Here is a 15,804-nt window from a genome sequence, read left to right as displayed (position 1 = left end):
AGCTTTGCGGTCGACGGGCTTCAGTCCCAGTAGTTGAAGAGAGCGTCACCGACAGTCTCTGGTTGCCAGAACCGGATTTCGGCTCGGTCCAGCTCAGGCCAGGCCGCGGCATCGAAAGGCCGAGCGAGTTCGGTCCCAGTAAGTACTTCGACTCCTGCTCGCTCGGCACGCTCGGACAGGGCAGTCACTAGATCGGGAGCCTCGACAAAGGTCAGGGGACCAGCCTCTCGCGCACCGTTCTCGGACGCGATCACCCGTGGCTCGGCGATCGCGAGCACCGCAGAATCGCGCAACGCAACCACCGCAAGGTGCCGGTCGCGGTAGGCGATGATTCCTTGGTGGAAGTTCGGCGTCACACCCTCAGTGAGGCGGAACTCGATCAGTTTGCCCCCGGTGCGCTCGGCGGCTTCGTAGCACGCTTGGCGGAAGGCGCGGAGCTCGATCATGACTGTGAAGGTATCCGGCGCTGTCGGAATTCGCGATTAGACCTCTCGGGGGCAAAACTCACCGGGGACGCTCGCCGAGTTGGTTCAAGGCCAGCGGAAGTCCTGGGTTCGATCGGTCCAGATTTCCGACCAGTCCCACAGCGGTTGAAGGGCTTGTCCGAGGCGGACACCGGCGATGGTCAGTTCGTAAGAACCCTTCGGGCCGTGCTTGTGCAGCAGCCCGGCTGCCTGAAGTTGCTGGAGTCGGTTCGACAACATGCTCGACGAACAGTTGCCCATCCGCCGGCGCAGTTCCAGGAACCCCAGCGGCCCGGGTTCGAGTTCCCACACCACCCGCAGCATCCACCGCTGCCCCAACAGGTCGATCGCCGCCAGAACCGGTGCGTTGCCGGACTCATCGGCCGACCCGGCCGGACCGCCATCATTTGCGCTTCTCATTTCGAAGCACCATAGTTGCTTCTCAATCAGAAGCAACCGGGCCGAGCGAGGAGAACATCTGATGGACAGAGCGGAACCGTCTTTGCGACGAATCGTGCTGGTGACAGGCGCATCACGGGGTATCGGCGCCGTCACCGCCCAGCAGTTGGCAGGCCCGGACATCCACGTCCTGGTCAACTACCGCGAGAAGACCAAACGAGCACAGACGGTGGTTGATACGATCACCAACGCCGGCGGCAGCGCCTCGGCGGTCGGGGCGGACCTGTCCGACGACACCGCGGTCACCGAGATGATCGACCACATCCGCGACCGGCACGGCCGACTCGACGCGCTCGTGCTCAACGCCTCGGGCGGACTCGAACGCGGTGCCGATCCAGGCTACGCCCTGCGCCTCAACCGTGACGCCCAGGTCCGGCTCGCTACCCTCGCCCTGCCACTCATACCGCCCGGCGGGCGAATCGTGTTCGTCACCAGCCACCAGGCGCACTTTCATGCCGACGGCGGTCCGCTGCCCGATGGGTACGAGCCGATCGCCGCCAGCAAACGCGCTGGCGAGGACGCCTTGCGCGCCCTCATTCCCGAATTCACCGACCGCGGTGTCGGGTTCGTCGTGGTCTCCGGCGACATGATCGACGGGACGATCATCATCCGGCTGCTGGAACGCCGCGACCCCGGCGCGGTCGCCGCCCGCCGAACTCACGGGCCGCTGCCCACTGTCGACGATTTCGCTGCGGCCATCGTCGCCGCGATCGACGCCCCCGCGGCCAACGGGCACACCTTCCTCGTGGGCGGGCATGACTACCTCACCACCACCATGATGCGCTGAACCGCTCACCCGTGCGGCTGTGTCTACAAATGGGCGCTTGATGGACAAGCGTTCGGAAGAATCGTCGTTGACCAGCGATGATCTGGCGATCAGCGTTCAGGAATGCATCAATTTATGACCGCCGCGTCCTCGCGTATCCAGTCCGCCTCAGCGAATAATCCGAGCGGCAGTTCGGCGAAATCGGGATTTCCCTCCCGCGCGCAGTCCAGCGCAGCGAAGGACGCCGGCGGAAAAGGTTCCGGGAAGAAGTCGGTCTCTCGATCAGGGGTTCGGATGAGCGGGCACCTGGTCTGTATGGCCCGAGCGCGGTCCAACCGCCGATAGCCGCCAGAAAAGTGACCTTACCGGCGGTCAGGCGCTCAATTTGGGGTTCAGGTGCTCCAGGAGGTGTTCGCATTCGGCGAGCAGCCGGGCCCTGAGCCCGGCAGCGCGGTCGGCGATGGCCGATTGCTGTCGCACATAGGCCGCCCGGCCGGCGGGGGTTTCGATTTCGATCGGTTCGTACCCGTAATCGCGCAGATCGTAGGGGGAGGCCCGCATATCGAGGATCCGGGCGTCACGAGCCAGTTCGAAGCAGTCCAGCTGCAGTTCGGAAGTGGTGAGCGGACTCGTGTGAAAGCACCACTTGTACAGGTCCATATTCGCGTGCAGGCAGCCCGGCTGTTCGGTGTGCCGCTGATCGGCGCGGGTGAGGTGCTGGTTGTTGCGGCCTACGGCGGGTGGAGTGAAGAAGCGGAAGGCATCGAAATGGGTGCAGCGCACCGGCATCGACTCCAGCACGGCATCGGTACCCGCCGCGCCCAGCCGCAGCGGGACCCCGTCGTGGCGGATTTCCCCGGCCCGGTACACCATCGCCCATTCGTGCAGACCGAAACAGGACAGCTGGGCCGGCCGGGATGCGGTCGCCCGGAGCAGGTCGGCGATATAGGACAGGGTCTCGCCGCGGCTGCGCAGAAAATGCGGATCTGCGGTCACCACCGGGGCGGATGTGGTGTCGTCGAGCCGGTGATAACCGCGGAGACCGGTGTACTCGCCGGCGCCACGTAATGCGACGCCGTACCCCGGATGCCAGCGTCGAAGTTGCGCCGGCCGGTGACCGTAGTAGGTCCACAGGAAGTCGAGGACCGGATGTTTCGTCCCGGTGGCCCGCCGGCGCAGATAGTCACCGGCGAGCTCGCCGGCGCGGGCGTTGTGCGCCGCGGCGCGGGGCCGCCACTCGGATTCGGCGAGGACCACCACATCCGTACCGACCGTCATTCGGCCACCCGGTGCGTGGCATCGCGCACCGTGCCGACGAACTGTTCCACCAGATCCTCGAGTGCCACGATCCCCACCGTATTGCCGCGGGCATCGACTACCCGGCCCAAGTGACTGCTGGTCCGGCGCAGCCGGGCCAGCGCCTCGTACAACGTGGTGCCCAGCAGTACGGTCGGCAGCGGCCGGATATCGGTGCGCGGGATCTCGGTACTCGGTCCGGCCGCTTCGTCGGAGACCTTGTCCAGGACATCCTTCACGTGCAGGTACCCGACCAGCGAGCCGTCCGCGGCCCGCACCGGGTACCGGGAGAACCCGGTTTCGGCGACAGCGGTTTCGATATCGCCGAGCGTGGTACCGCCTGCGCCCCGCAACGGTACGGTTCGCATCCGGTGCAGCGGGATCATGACCTCGGCGACGAACCGCTCCCCGGTGCCCAGCGCCTGGGTGAGGCGGCGATGCTCTTCCTCGTCCAGCAACCCCTCGGACCGCGATTCGCCGATCATCTCGGCGAGTTCATCGCTGGACACCGCGGATTCGAGTTCGTCCTTCGGTTCGATACGCAACATGCGCAGGGTCGCGTTGGCCGCGAAGTTGTAGAGCGCGATCAGTGGCCGGGCGATCCGCAACCAGGCCAGATGCAGCGGCACCAGCAGCAGTGCGCTGCGTTCCGGACCGGCGAGCGCGATGTTCTTCGGGATCATCTCGCCCAGCAGGATGTGCAGGATCACCACGATGGTCAGCGCCACCACGAACGACACCGGATGCAGCAGCGCCTCCGGCAGCCCGACCAGCTCGAAGGGGTATTCGAGCAGATGCGCGACCGCGGGTTCGCCGACCCGGCCCAGCAGAATCGAGCAGATCGTGATTCCGAGCTGCGCCGCCGCCAGCATCATCGACAGATTCTGACCCGCCCGGATAACGGTATCGGCATTGCGTTTCCCTTGTGCGGCGAGTGCCTCGAGCCGGTCGCGCCGGGCCGAGATCAGCGCGAACTCCGCAGCGACGAAGAAGGCGTTCCCGGCGAGCAGTACAACGGTCAACGCGACGGCCAGCAGATCACCCATGGTGGTACTCCCGTCCGGCCGGCTGCTGTTCGCGGTCGAGCGACCGGTCGTCGACCGGCACCAGCCGGACCCGGTCTACCCGGCGTCCGTCCATCCGCTCCACGCGGGCCAGCCAGCCGCCCGGTCCGTCGATATGGCGCCGGTCGTGGCCACGGCGTTGCGGCAGGATCACGATATCGCCGGCCGCCGGGATACGCCCGAGCCTGGTCAGCACGAGACCGCCGAGGGTTTCGTATTCGCCCTCCGGCGCCTGGTAGCCGGTTGCGCGGGATACCTCGTCGATTCGGAGCAGTCCGGAACAGTCCCAGCCGTCGGAGACGCGGCGGACGTCGCGTTCCTCCTCGTCGTGTTCGTCGCGGACATCGCCGAGGATCTCTTCGATGATGTCCTCCATGGTCACCAGGCCGGCGGTGCCGCCGTACTCGTCGACCACCAGCGCGACCTGCATACCGTCGGCGCGGACCCGTTCCAGAACCTCGTCTCCGTCCAGGCTGGCGGGGACGACGGGTACGGGTTGCGCGATCTGCGCCAGCCCCACTCCGGCGCGCGTGCGCGCCGGATGAGTGAAAGCCTGTTTGACGTGGACCACGCCGAGCGTGTTGTCCAGATCGCCGTCGATCACGGGGAACCGCGAGAATCCGGTGCGGGCGGCCGCGGCCAGCAGGTCGCCGATGGTGTCGGTGCGTTCGAGCGCCTCGATCTTGACGCGAGGCGTCATCAGTTCCTCGGCGCTGCGGGCCCCGAACTGCAGCGAACGGTCCAGGATCTGCGCGGTGCGCTGATCGAGCGCGCCGTGCTGGGCCGAGGTGCGCACCAGCGAACCGAGTTCCTGCGGTGAGCGGGCCGAGCGCAGTTCCTCGGCCGGTTCCACCCCGAGCCGGCGAACCACCCAGTTCGCGGTGCCGTTGAGGAACTGGATCATCGGTTTGAACACCGTCGAGAAGGCCACCATCGGCCCCGCGGTGGTGCGCGCGGCGGACAGCGGCGCCGCGATCGCGATGTTCTTCGGCACCAGTTCGCCGTAGATCATCGACAACGAGGTCGCCAGGATCAGGGCGAGGACCAGCGAGATACCGGTGGCTGCGGAATCCGGGATGCCGGTCAGGCCGAACAGCGGTGCCAGTAAGCGCGCCAGCACCGGCTCGGCGATATAGCCGGTGATCAGAGTCGTGATGGTGATGCCGAGCTGGGCCCCGGACAATTGGAACGACAAGGTGCGGTGCGCCTGCCGGACCGCGCGCGCCCGGACGTCACCGTCGCGCGCATGCGCTTCGACGGTACTGCGCTCCAACGCGGTGAGAGAGAATTCGGCGGCCACGAACAGGGCGGTGCCCACGGTGAGCGCCACGAACCCGATCAGGCTCGCAATGGTGAGAACGACGGTCATATCGCCACCGCCCGGCGGGCTTCGGCAGCAACGGCCGGACGAACAGGTGGTCGGTGGAGGGTCGTACGGAGGGGGACGCCGGGTCTGTCACCCGGCTCGATAGATGAGCCCTCCTGAGTGGCGCCCTCGGACGCGGGTGACAACTGGTTCCTTTCGTCCTGGTGAATTCACGGCCGGCAGCCGCCGACGGAACTCATCGTACCGGCCCGTACCCCCGGGTGCACGGGCCGGTCGGCGTGCCCGCCCGCTCACCACCCGCCGGGCAGCGGCCTTCCCTCGGCGAATCCGGCGGCCGACTGGACCCCCAGCACGGCGCGGTCCCGGAACTCGGCGAGCGTGCGGGCCCCGGCATACGTGCAGGCACTGCGGACGCCGGAACAGATATGGTCGATCAGATCCTCGACCCCGGGCCGTTCGGGGTCCAGCAGCATCCGGGAACTGGAGATACCTTCCTCGAACAGGGCCTTGCGCGCGCGGTCGTAACCGCGGTCGGCGGCGGTGCGGGCGGCAACAGCCCGTTTGGAGGCCATTCCGAAGCTCTCCTTGTAGGCGTTGCCTTCCCGGTCCACGCGCAGATCACCGGGCGATTCGTAGGTACCGGCGAACCAGGAACCGATCATGACATTGGCGGCTCCCGCCGCGAGCGCCAGCGCGACATCACGCGGATGGCGGACACCGCCGTCGGCCCAGATATGCGCCCCGAGATCGGCGGCCGCGGCAGCGCATTCGGCCACCGCGGAGAACTGCGGCCGGCCGACCCCGGTCATCATCCGGGTGGTGCACATAGCGCCGGGGCCGACGCCGACCTTCACGATATCGGCGCCCGCGGCGATCAGATCCCGGGTGCCTTCGGCCGAGACCGTGTTTCCCGCCACCAGCGGCACTCCCAGGCCCAGGTCGCGGATGGCGCGCAGGGTTTCCAGCATTTTTCGCTGATGCCCGTGGGCGGTATCGACCACCAGGAGGTCGGCACCCGCATCTACCAGCGCCTTGGCCTTCGCCGGGACGTCACCGTTGATCCCGACGGCGGCCGCGATCCGCAACTTCCCGTCCCCGTCCACGGCCGGGGCGTAGATGCCGTGCCGTACCGCGCCGGTACGGGTCAGTACACCCGCGAGGGTGCCGTCCGGGGCGAGCAGCACTGCCAGATCGGCATGCGCGGCTTCGAGCCGGTCGAAGATATCGGACGGTTCGGCCGTGGCCGGGGCGGTGACGAAATCGGTGGTGGCGATCTCGTGCAACCGGGCGAACCGGTCCACATCGGCGCAGGCCGCTTCGGTGACCACACCGACCGGCCGATCCCGGTCGACCACGATGACGGCGCCGTGCGCCCGCTTGTGGATCAGCGCCATTGCGTCGGAGACCGAATCGTCGCGGGTGAGCGTGACCGGAGTGTCCGCGATGAGCGAGCGGCTCTTGACGAACGCGATCGTCTCGGCGACCGCGCTGTTGGGCAGGTCCTGCGGCAGGACCACGATCCCGCCGCGCCGGGCCACCGTTTCGGCCATCCGCCGCCCGGCGACGGCGGTCATATTCGCGACCACCAGCGGAATGGTGGTGCCGGAGCCATCGGATGTGGTGAGGTCGACATCGAACCGCGACGCGATATCGGTGCGGTTCGGGACCAGGAAGACGTCGTTGTAGGTCAGATCGTACGGCGGGGTGTGTCCGGGGAGAAACTGCACTGCACCCATGGTAATCGGGAGCCGACCGCGGCGGGCGCCATCGCCTTCGGCGGCGAATCAGGACATTCCCCGGGGGGGGGGGCTCGCTGCGGCCGGGGGACCGTAACTATCCGACCTGGTCCTCACCGAAAGGGGGCGGGTAGCGCCTCGCCCGGGCGTGGGCAGCCCTCAGCTCGGCTGTCCACGGCCGCCATCTGTCGGACGGCTGCCGCCGTCCCCGGCCCCTCCCGTACTCGGCCGGTCCGTTCTGGCGTCCCTATCGCCCGGAGAACACATTCGCGTCCGGTTGTGACTCCTGGCCTGCGTCGTTGCGGGTCTACGCCGGGAGCGCAGGACCGGCGCGCCCGGGGGCCGATGCGGCAGTGCCTGTCGCGGAGACGCCGGACGTAGCCGGACGGATCGGGCGCTCATTTCTTCCGGCGTCGATGGGGGCGGCGCGGGCCGGAGGCATCGGCCGCCCGGTATCCGCGTGCTGCTCCGCGCCGGGACGGGGCGCGGTCGGGGGCGGCCGGTGCGGGGGCTGGCGGCGGACCCGCGGGGGAGCGGGCGCCGGTGAGCTGCCGGAGTTCGGAATCCTGGGGCCCGACGGTGTGGGTCACCACCTCGACGCCCGCTGCCTCGGTGAGGGCGGCGACCTCGGCGCGCTGATCGGGGGTCACCACGGTGACGACCGTGCCGGTGGCACCACCGCGCGCGGTGCGGCCGGCGCGGTGGACGTAGTCCTTCGGGTCGGTGGGCGGATCGGCGTGGACGACCAGGGATACCGCGTCGACGTGGATACCGCGGGCGGCGATATCGGTGGCGACCAGGGCCGGCACCGCGCCGTCCGCGAATTGGGCCAGCGTGCGCAGCCGGCGGTTCTGTGCCTTACCGCCGTGCAGGGCGGCCACCGCTACCCCTTGGTCGCGCAGCCGGCGGGTGAGTTTCTCGGCACCGTACTGCGTGCGCACGAACAGAAGCGTGCGGCCTTCGCGGGCCGCGATGCGCGCGAGGACGTCGGGTTTGTCGGCCGTCTCCACATAGAGCAGGTGGTGAACCGCGACGGCAGCGGTGGGTTCGGGAGCGACACTGTGGGTGACCGGGTTCCGCAGGTAGCGGCGAACGAGGTCGCGGACGGATTCGTCGTCGAGGGTCGCCGAGAACAGTAGCCGCTGCCCGTCGGCGGGGGTGGCGTCCAGCAGCCGGCGGATCTGCGGCAGAAATCCGAAATCGGCCATATGGTCGGCCTCGTCCACGGCGGTGACCTGTACCGCGTCCAGGACGGCAGCGCCCTGCTCGACCAGGTCGGTGAGCCGGCCGGGCGTGGCGATCAGCAGATCGACACCGCGCTGCAGTGTGTCGGCCTGCCGGCGGGTAGGCATCCCACCGACGGCGGTGCCCAGCCGAAGTCCCAGCGCGAAGGGTTCCAGCGCGCGCTCGATCTGTAAGGCCAGTTCGCGCGTCGGCGCCAGGATCAGCCCGCGCGGGGCGCGGGGGATCGCGGGCCGTCCGGCGAGTCGGGCCAGCATGGGTAACCCGAAAGCGAGGGTTTTGCCCGACCCCGTCGGTGCCCGGCCCAGGACGTCGCGGCCGGCCAGTACATCGGGAACGGCCACCTCCTGGATGGGCAGGGGATCGGTGAGACCTTCCCGGCGCAGCGCCTGGACCGTGAGCACGGGCAGGCCCAACCGGGCGAACGGAGGGGGTGCGGTCGAAGACCGGGATTCGGGTGACTGCCGCTGCGGGGCGGATACCGGATCAGGCACGGAAGAGCCGGCTCAGCTCGACGAGCCAGGGAATCGCGACGGCCAGGGTCGGCACTACCAGGATGGCGAGCGAGGCGAGATAGGCGGCGCCGGCGATGCGTACATCGCCGAGCGGCCCGGCCAGCCGCTGGATCCGGATGAGGGTGCTCGGGCCGCCGACCGCGAGAGCGCCCTGCGGGGCGGTGGACTTCGAACAGGCGACCAGCGCCCGGGCCAGCGGTTTGGGGCCGGTCACCTTCACCGCGGAATCGTCGGCGAGCAGTTCGATCAGCAATTTCACCGAATCCAGTGCCGATTTGCTGCGGACGAACCGGGGAAAGGCCTCGTGTGCCGCGGTGAATGCCTCGAGTACCAGATCGTGGCGGGCCCGCAGATGTGACCGTTCATGGCTGAGGATGGCGGTCAGTTCCTGTTCGGTGAGGTTGTCCAGGGTGCCCGCGCTCACCACGACCCGGCGCCGGAGACCGGGCAGGCAGTATGCGATCGGTTCGGTGGCCGACAGCACCCGGATATCGGCGGCGCGACGGACCGGTCCGCTCTGATCGAGCAGATCCACCAGCATGCGGTGCCGGGCCCGGCGCCGCCGGGTGTGGATCCCGACCCTGATCGACGCGTAGACCAGCCGTGCACCGACCAGCAGGGTCAGCATGAAGACGGAGACGTAGGCCAGCCACAGCGGCAGCCCGAGCGCATCGATCTCATCGGTGGGCTTGGTGGTGGGCCGGCCGTCGGGGCCGGGCACCAGGAGTTCCGCGGCGATGGCGAGCCCCGAACTGAAGGCGCTGAGCACGGCCGCAAGCGCGATGGCCTGCCAGAGTACGAGCGCGGCCCGGGGCACCCGGTAGGTCCAGGTCGCACGGCTGAGCGCTTCCGGGACGGGACCGGCGAGAAGCAAGGCAAGTACGGCGAAGGCCGGTGCTGCTGCGTTCATCGACTCTGCTCACTGCGTTGTGGGGCCAGGGTCCGAGTTCACTGCGGTGGTGCGGTGTCCTCGGTTGCTTCGAGCTTAGCGAGCGCATCCCGCAGGGCCGCGGCCTCGTCCTTCCCGACCTGCTCCACGAAATGCACCAGCGCGGCCGCTCGGCTGCCGGCCTCGTCGGCTTGCTGCAGCGCATCCATCATGAGTCCGGCAACCAGTTCGTCGCGGCTGTGTACCGGAGCGTACCGGTGCGCGCGGTCGTCGCGCCGCTGCACCACGAGATTCTTCTTGGCCAGTCGCTGCAGCACCGTCATCACCGTGGTGTACGCGAGTTCGCGGCGTGCCGACAGGGCTTCGTGCACCTGCCGGACCGTTTGTGGTTCATCGGTCGACCACAACTGGTCCATAACCGCTTTCTCGAGTTCACCAAGTCCAGCCATCTCTCGATTTTACGACCTCAACGACACTTGGTGGTACTACAGGGTGTCGTAACCGCGTGGGATTGGTCATAGCCCGCACATCGCCCGGTGGGGGCGATGATTCGGGGAGTGGTGCAGTTGTGCGATTCCGCCCGTGCGATCCGTTTGCGTGAAACACTTGTCAGGTCTGGTAAGGCTAACCTATCTTTCGATCAAGTCGTTGCTGCAACGCCGATCCCGAGGAGGTTCGAATGTCCGAACTGGCCACTGTGCGTATCCCCCGTCCTTATGAGGCGGCGTTCGGTTCGGCATGTTCCCGGTTGCGGGCGTTGCAGCCGGAGCATCCGCGTGTCTATGCGGCCGCGGCCATGGCAGACCAGGGCAAACGGCGCTGGTGGGCGTTGTCCACGGGTCTGCGTGAGGGGCGGATCGACCTGATGTACCGGCGGCACGCCGCCGAAATGATCAGCGCCACCGCAGCCGCCGAGGTGGTTGCCACCGCCCTCATCCATGCGGTGGTCGGCCGGGTGGCGGCCTTGTGGGTCGCCGACGGCCGGGCCTGGGATCCCGGGCTGGAGAATATCTGGATCCATACCGACAACGACGGTGGTATCGACTGGGCCGGCCTGGCCGATACGACGATTCGCGTGGTGGCCGGGGATCCGATGGCCGATTCGCCGGGAGTGGTGGCGCTGCCGTGTGAGCGGGCGATGTGGGTGTGGCTCGCCTATCGCTGCGAACCCTCGCTCCTGCTGGTGCAGGGGGCGCTGGCCCGGTGTGCCGGATTGAATCCGCGGCGTTTCTGGACGTTGGTCGCCGAATCCGTGTGCGGTGCTACGACCTATGTGCCCGCGCTGGCGGGCAGTGATGCCGTGGCGGGGGCGCGGCGTGGTGAGGGCTTGCTGACGGCGCTGGAAGATCGCGGGCTGGCGATCCGGCGCGCACAACGTGTTGCCTAGTTAGGTAAGCCTGCCCTATAGTTGAAGGTGGCGTACGGATCGCGCGAGAGTCCCGAGGGCTGCGGTGACCCCCGATCCAAACGCGCGGCGGACCCCACCGGCGGTGGGGTCCGCCGCTTTATTCGTTCCCGGGGCGACCGGTCCGCCCCGATCGCGGTCATCGTGCGATTGTTGAGGCATGACGGAACAGCAGACCCCGCTCCCGCAGTCGATGGCCGATCTCGGCCCCGAGGAACTGAACGAGATCAGCAAAGGCACGTTCGCGGACCTGATGGGCCTGCGGGTGACCGAACTGGGGCCGGACCGGGTGCGCGGCGAATGGATCGTCACCCCGCAGCACCACCAGCCTGCGGGTATTCAGAACGGTGGTGTCCTGTGCACCGCCGTGGAAACGCTCGCCAGCACCGGCGGCGCCGCCTGGTACGGCGAGCGGGGAGTGGTCGTCGGGGTCAACAACTCCACCGATTTCCTCCGGGCCGTTCGCGAGGGCAAGCTCACCGCCGAGGCCACCCCGATCCACCGGGGCGGGATGCAGCAGCTGTGGCAGGTTCTGGTCACCGACGAGGACGGACGGCTGGTCGCCCGCGGGCAGGTGCGCCTGCAGAATCTGCCGCACCGGTCCTGAGTCCGGCGGCCGAACCGCCGGAGAGCACGCGGGCCGCGACGGTGCACCGGCATCGTCGCGGCCCGCGGTGGAGGAACTCAAATACCGCCGGTCGACAGCAGGCCACCGTCGACGCGCACCGTTTCGCCGGTGATCCACTGCGCCTGATCCGAGGCCAGGAAAGCGATCAGCCGGGCCACGTCCTCGGGTGCCCCGAGCCTCTTCATCGGATAGACCTGCGCGGCCGCGTCCTCGTCGGCCGAGTACAGCGCATCCGCGAAACTGGTCTTCACCACTCCGGGGGCGACCGCGTTGACCCGGATCTTCGGGCCGAGCTGCCAGGCGAGTTCGTCGGTGAGCCGGATCAACGCCGCCTTGGACGCACCGTAGGCGGCGATCACCCCGGTGGAACGCAGGCCCGCGACGCTGGCCACATTCACCACCGCACCGCCGTGCTCGCCCATCCATGCCTTGTACGCCTCCTGGATATAGCCCAGGGCGGCGACCACGTTCACATCGAAGATCTTGCGGACCGCGTCGAGATCGGCCTCCATCAAGGAGCCGTACACCGGGTTGATTCCGGTGTTGTTGATCAGGATGTCCAGCGACCCGAATTCGGTGACCGCCCGCTGCACCGCGGCCGCCCGGGCCTCGGCGTCACCGGAATTGCCGGCCAGCGCGACGACCTCACCCTGATGCCCCGACCCGCGCAGTTCGGCGGCCGCCTGCTCCAGCGGTTCGGGCTTGCGCGCGGTGATCAGCACATTCGCGCCCCGGCTCAGCAGTTCTGCGGCCACCGCATAGCCGATACCCCGGCTGGCCCCGGAGACCAGCGCGCTCTTACCCAACAGATCGGTGCTCATAGCCGGGCACGTTACCGTGTCCGATCCGGCTGCCGGTCGGCAGCGGAGCGGCCGGAGGCCGCAGCGGGCGGGGCTACTGTGCGGGCGGGTAAAATCGATGGTTCCGTGTCCGGACACGGCCGATCATGGGTGGAAAGTTCCTCCTGCCGAACAGCCGGACCATCGCCCCCAACTTGCTGCCGAGGAGATATCTGTGATCACCGCGACCGACCTCGAGGTCCGGGCCGGCGTCCGTACCCTGCTGTCCGCGCCCGGGCCGGCGCTGCGGGTGCAGGCCGGCGACCGGATCGGCCTGGTCGGCCGTAACGGCGCCGGTAAGACCACCACTCTGCGCATTCTGGCCGGAGAAGGCGAACCGTACGCCGGCACGATCATGCGGTCGAGTGATATCGGTTACCTGCCGCAGGATCCGCGTGAGGGCAACCTCGATGTCCTGGCCCGAGACCGGGTGCTGTCGGCGCGCGGTCTGGACGCGTTGATCCGGGATATGGAGAAGCAGCAGGCGCTCATGGCCGAACTGGCCGACGAAACCGAACGTGAACGGGCCGTGCGCAAGTACGGACGGCTCGAGGACCGGTTCTCCGCGCTCGGTGGCTATGTCGCCGAAAGTGAGGCGGCCCGCATCTGCCACAGCCTGGGCTTGCCGGACCGGGTGCTGGACCAGCCGCTGCGGACGTTGTCGGGCGGTCAGCGGCGGCGAATCGAACTGGCTCGCATCCTGTTCGCGGCCTCCGACGGCAGTGGCGGGCGGTCCGACACCATGTTGCTGCTCGACGAGCCCACCAACCACCTGGACGCCGATTCGATCACCTGGCTGCGTGGTTTCCTGCAGAACCACGACGGGGGACTCATCGTGATCAGCCACGATGTCGATCTACTAGCCGATGTCGTGAACAAGGTGTGGTTCCTCGACGCCGTCCGCGGCGAAGCCGATGTCTACAACATGGGCTGGACGAAATACCTCGACGCCCGCGCCACCGACGAACAGCGGCGCCGCCGGGAACGCGCCAACGCCGAGAAGAAGGCTTCGGCGCTGAAGGCTCAGGCCGCCAAGCTGGGCGCCAAGGCCACGAAAGCGGTTGCCGCCCAGAACATGGCCAAGCGGGCCGATCGGCTGCTCGCCGAACTGGACGAGGTGCGCGTCGCGGACAAGGTCGCGCGGATCAAATTCCCCGAACCGGCGGCCTGCGGTAAGACCCCGTTGATGGCGGAGAACCTCACCAAGGTCTACGGCTCGCTGGAGATCTTCACGGGGGTGGACCTGGCGATCGACCGCGGCAGCCGCGTGGTGGTCCTGGGCCTCAACGGTGCCGGTAAGACCACCCTGCTGCGGCTGCTCGCAGGTACCGAGGAGCCGACCGGCGGTGCGCTGGTACCCGGTCACGGGCTCAAGGTCGGGTATTTCGCTCAGGAGCACGATACCCTCGACGATTCGGCCAGCGTATGGGAGAACATCCGGCACGCGGCACCCGATGCGGGTGAGCAGGAATTGCGCGGTCTGCTGGGCGCCTTCATGTTCAGCGGCCCGCAGCTCGACCAGCCCGCGGGCACGCTGTCCGGCGGTGAGAAGACCCGGCTGGCGCTGGCCGGGCTGGTCTCGTCGGCAGCCAATGTGCTGTTGCTCGACGAACCGACCAACAACCTGGATCCCGTCTCCCGCGAACAGGTCCTCGACGCGCTGCGCACCTACGCGGGGGCGGTCGTCCTGGTCACCCACGATCCCGGCGCCGCCGAAGCCCTGAATCCGGAGCGGGTGATCCTGCTTCCGGACGGCACCGAGGACCACTGGTCGGCCGAGTACCTGGAATTGATTCAGCTCGCGTGAGTTTCATCACACGAACTCATTGCCGGATGCTCGCCGAATGCTTAGCCTGAGAGTGACGCTGCTCGGCGACTCGGAGGAAGCCATGGGCGACAGGCCGGTACAGAGCAAGAGCACATTGGGCAAGGGCACTCGCGTCACGGGAAAGTCACGCGACCGCCTGCAATCCCAGTTGAAGAAGCAATACGAGGCAGGGGCGAGCATCAGGTCGCTGGCCCGCGCGACCGGGCGTTCCTACGGGTTCATCCACAACGTGCTGACGGAGTCGCATGTGCAACTCCGCAGCCGTGGTGGGGCGAACCGCCGTAAAGCCCGCTAGCCGCACCGTATCCGCAGGTTCGCCGCCGGGCATCGGACCCGGCGGCGCGAGGTGGAGTGCGCCGGGGCGAAGCCCGCTGTGCCGGTCACCAGCCGGGTACGGCACTGTCGCCGTGGGCCAGGAGACCGGCCAGGCTGGCGAAGATCGGCAATCCCGTCTTGATCTCGAGATAGGCGAACTGCCCCTGCGGGTTGACCTCGAGGAAATAATGCTCGCCGTCGAGACCCACCCGCAGGTCCAGCACACCGAAGCCGAGACCGAGCGCGCCCATCAGTGTGGCCAGCGATTTGCTGACCGGGGCCGGCAGTCGGGCCGGGGTGAAATCGACCGAGACGTCGAGCCGGGAGTCGACGCGGCCCGCACCCGCGCGGGAATCGATCCGGACCACCCACTCCTGACCGTCCACCCAGACCACCCGTAGATCGCATTCCGGATCGATATACCGCTGGAAGATCGTCGGGGCCCAGCGGATCGCACCGAGCCGGTCCAGATCCGTGGAGGCGACCAGCCGGGTCTCGGCGAATTCCGCCCGGGAGGTGCCGGTGCGTTTGAAAACGACTCGACCCGCGCAATTTTCGATGAACTCGCGGGCCTCCCGGGGATCATTGGTGATCAGCGTCTCCGGGATCGCGCAGCCGGCCCGACGGGCGATATCCAACTGGACGATCTTGCGATGAGCGAGCCGATCGTGGCCGGGATCGTTGACCCACCGGGCCGGCAGCGACCACAGCAGGCCCTGCGCGAACGCATCGCATTCGGCCTGCCGATAGGCATCGTCGTCGGCCCGGACGCCGGCTGGAACCCGGCTGGGATGCGGCCGTCGCCACCAGACCGCCCGGACGTCGTCGAGGCCGTCGAGACCGGCCAGGGAGCGGGTACTCGCAGACCGGTCGATCCGGAAGCTGCCCTGGGCCCGGGGAAAATCGCGGAGATCGAGCCGTAATGTGTTGACCCCGTGCTGTTCTCGCAGCGTGGCCTGCATGGCCGCGGCGTGCAGATCATCGGATTCGGAGACGATGAGGACCGACCCCTGCCGGGTGGTCATGCCGGT

Annotated in this window: 16 protein-coding genes; 5 read left to right on the top strand and 11 right to left on the bottom strand. The window is 68.2% G+C overall.

Annotated elements, in window-relative coordinates:
- Window positions 1-20 precede the first annotated feature (20 nt).
- Complete coding sequence (locus IU448_RS03385; protein ID WP_195053995.1) at window positions 21-446, bottom strand: hypothetical protein; 426 nt, start codon at window positions 444-446, stop codon at window positions 21-23.
- Between the two features lie 84 nt (window positions 447-530).
- A complete protein-coding gene (locus tag IU448_RS03380) occupies window positions 531-884 on the bottom strand; it encodes a winged helix-turn-helix transcriptional regulator (protein ID WP_195053994.1) in 354 nt (117 codons plus the stop codon).
- Between the two features lie 61 nt (window positions 885-945).
- Between IU448_RS03380 and IU448_RS03375 the strand changes: the two genes are divergently transcribed.
- On the top strand, window positions 946-1,710 hold the full coding sequence (locus tag IU448_RS03375; protein WP_195053993.1) for an SDR family oxidoreductase: 765 nt from the start codon (window positions 946-948) through the stop codon (window positions 1,708-1,710).
- Window positions 1,711-2,061: 351 nt separating this feature from the next.
- Here IU448_RS03375 and IU448_RS03370 read toward each other — a convergent pair whose 3' ends face one another.
- From IU448_RS03370 to IU448_RS03340, 7 genes are all read right to left on the bottom strand, one after another.
- Complete coding sequence (locus IU448_RS03370) at window positions 2,062-2,967, bottom strand: 3-methyladenine DNA glycosylase (RefSeq protein ID WP_228812010.1); 906 nt, start codon at window positions 2,965-2,967, stop codon at window positions 2,062-2,064.
- A complete protein-coding gene (locus IU448_RS03365; RefSeq protein ID WP_195053992.1) occupies window positions 2,964-4,031 on the bottom strand; it encodes a hemolysin family protein in 1,068 nt (355 codons plus the stop codon). The genes IU448_RS03370 and IU448_RS03365 overlap by 4 nt, the downstream gene beginning before the upstream one ends.
- On the bottom strand, window positions 4,024-5,418 hold the full coding sequence (locus IU448_RS03360; RefSeq protein WP_195053991.1) for a hemolysin family protein: 1,395 nt from the start codon (window positions 5,416-5,418) through the stop codon (window positions 4,024-4,026). The genes IU448_RS03365 and IU448_RS03360 overlap by 8 nt, the downstream gene beginning before the upstream one ends.
- Window positions 5,419-5,666: 248 nt before the next feature.
- Window positions 5,667-7,103: a GuaB1 family IMP dehydrogenase-related protein gene (locus IU448_RS03355; RefSeq protein WP_195053990.1), complete on the bottom strand. Its 1,437-nt coding sequence runs from the start codon at window positions 7,101-7,103 to the stop codon at window positions 5,667-5,669.
- Between the two features lie 407 nt (window positions 7,104-7,510).
- Window positions 7,511-8,770: a DEAD/DEAH box helicase gene (locus IU448_RS03350; protein ID WP_228812008.1), complete on the bottom strand. Its 1,260-nt coding sequence runs from the start codon at window positions 8,768-8,770 to the stop codon at window positions 7,511-7,513.
- Between the two features lie 70 nt (window positions 8,771-8,840).
- Entirely contained in the window at window positions 8,841-9,779 is a 939-nt protein-coding gene (locus tag IU448_RS03345) for a M56 family metallopeptidase (RefSeq protein WP_195053988.1), read from the bottom strand.
- 38 nt (window positions 9,780-9,817) lie between these two features.
- The gene (locus IU448_RS03340) at window positions 9,818-10,207 is read right to left on the bottom strand and encodes a BlaI/MecI/CopY family transcriptional regulator (RefSeq protein ID WP_195053987.1); all 390 of its coding nucleotides are present in this window, start codon (window positions 10,205-10,207) and stop codon (window positions 9,818-9,820) included.
- A gap of 230 nt (window positions 10,208-10,437) precedes the next feature.
- Between IU448_RS03340 and IU448_RS03335 the strand changes: the two genes are divergently transcribed.
- Window positions 10,438-11,145, top strand: a complete 708-nt coding sequence (locus IU448_RS03335) for a hypothetical protein (RefSeq protein ID WP_195053986.1) — start codon at window positions 10,438-10,440, stop codon at window positions 11,143-11,145.
- Window positions 11,146-11,323: 178 nt separating this feature from the next.
- Window positions 11,324-11,770, top strand: coding sequence for a PaaI family thioesterase (locus IU448_RS03330; RefSeq protein ID WP_195053985.1), 447 nt, complete (start codon window positions 11,324-11,326; stop codon window positions 11,768-11,770).
- A 77-nt stretch (window positions 11,771-11,847) separates the two neighbouring features.
- On the opposite strand, the gene IU448_RS03325 is transcribed toward IU448_RS03330, so the two are convergent.
- The gene (locus IU448_RS03325; RefSeq protein WP_195053984.1) at window positions 11,848-12,612 is read right to left on the bottom strand and encodes an SDR family oxidoreductase; all 765 of its coding nucleotides are present in this window, start codon (window positions 12,610-12,612) and stop codon (window positions 11,848-11,850) included.
- Between the two features lie 193 nt (window positions 12,613-12,805).
- On the opposite strand from IU448_RS03325, the gene IU448_RS03320 reads away from it, so the two are divergent.
- Both IU448_RS03320 and IU448_RS03315 read left to right on the top strand, forming a co-directional pair.
- Window positions 12,806-14,437 (top strand): ABC-F family ATP-binding cassette domain-containing protein, encoded by a 1,632-nt coding sequence (locus IU448_RS03320; RefSeq protein WP_195053983.1) that lies wholly within the window; start codon window positions 12,806-12,808, stop codon window positions 14,435-14,437.
- An 82-nt stretch (window positions 14,438-14,519) separates the two neighbouring features.
- A complete protein-coding gene (locus tag IU448_RS03315; protein WP_033246289.1) occupies window positions 14,520-14,753 on the top strand; it encodes a helix-turn-helix domain-containing protein in 234 nt (77 codons plus the stop codon).
- A gap of 85 nt (window positions 14,754-14,838) precedes the next feature.
- On the opposite strand, the gene IU448_RS03310 is transcribed toward IU448_RS03315, so the two are convergent.
- Window positions 14,839-15,798, bottom strand: a complete 960-nt coding sequence (locus tag IU448_RS03310; RefSeq protein ID WP_195053982.1) for an MvdC/MvdD family ATP grasp protein — start codon at window positions 15,796-15,798, stop codon at window positions 14,839-14,841.
- Window positions 15,799-15,804: the final 6 nt, after the last annotated feature.

Source organism: Nocardia flavorosea, assembly GCF_015477805.1.
In the GTDB taxonomy this organism is placed as follows: domain Bacteria; phylum Actinomycetota; class Actinomycetes; order Mycobacteriales; family Mycobacteriaceae; genus Nocardia; species Nocardia flavorosea_A.
This window is presented reverse-complemented; position numbering and strand designations above follow the sequence as displayed.

Excerpts from the sequence above, each read along its gene's own strand:
- IU448_RS03385 (WP_195053995.1), bottom strand. The coding sequence starts at position 446 with ATGATCGAGCTCCGCGCCTTCCGCCAAGCGTGCTACGAAGCCGCCGAG.
- IU448_RS03380 (WP_195053994.1), bottom strand. The coding sequence starts at position 884 with ATGAGAAGCGCAAATGATGGCGGTCCGGCCGGGTCGGCCGATGAGTCC.
- IU448_RS03375 (WP_195053993.1), top strand. The coding sequence starts at position 946 with ATGGACAGAGCGGAACCGTCTTTGCGACGAATCGTGCTGGTGACAGGC.
- IU448_RS03370 (WP_228812010.1), bottom strand. The coding sequence starts at position 2,967 with ATGACGGTCGGTACGGATGTGGTGGTCCTCGCCGAATCCGAGTGGCGG.
- IU448_RS03365 (WP_195053992.1), bottom strand. The coding sequence starts at position 4,031 with ATGGGTGATCTGCTGGCCGTCGCGTTGACCGTTGTACTGCTCGCCGGG.
- IU448_RS03360 (WP_195053991.1), bottom strand. The coding sequence starts at position 5,418 with ATGACCGTCGTTCTCACCATTGCGAGCCTGATCGGGTTCGTGGCGCTC.
- IU448_RS03345 (WP_195053988.1), bottom strand. The coding sequence starts at position 9,779 with ATGAACGCAGCAGCACCGGCCTTCGCCGTACTTGCCTTGCTTCTCGCC.
- IU448_RS03340 (WP_195053987.1), bottom strand. The coding sequence starts at position 10,207 with ATGGCTGGACTTGGTGAACTCGAGAAAGCGGTTATGGACCAGTTGTGG.
- IU448_RS03335 (WP_195053986.1), top strand. The coding sequence starts at position 10,438 with ATGTCCGAACTGGCCACTGTGCGTATCCCCCGTCCTTATGAGGCGGCG.
- IU448_RS03330 (WP_195053985.1), top strand. The coding sequence starts at position 11,324 with ATGACGGAACAGCAGACCCCGCTCCCGCAGTCGATGGCCGATCTCGGC.
- IU448_RS03325 (WP_195053984.1), bottom strand. The coding sequence starts at position 12,612 with ATGAGCACCGATCTGTTGGGTAAGAGCGCGCTGGTCTCCGGGGCCAGC.
- IU448_RS03315 (WP_033246289.1), top strand. The coding sequence starts at position 14,520 with ATGGGCGACAGGCCGGTACAGAGCAAGAGCACATTGGGCAAGGGCACT.
- IU448_RS03310 (WP_195053982.1), bottom strand. The coding sequence starts at position 15,798 with ATGACCACCCGGCAGGGGTCGGTCCTCATCGTCTCCGAATCCGATGAT.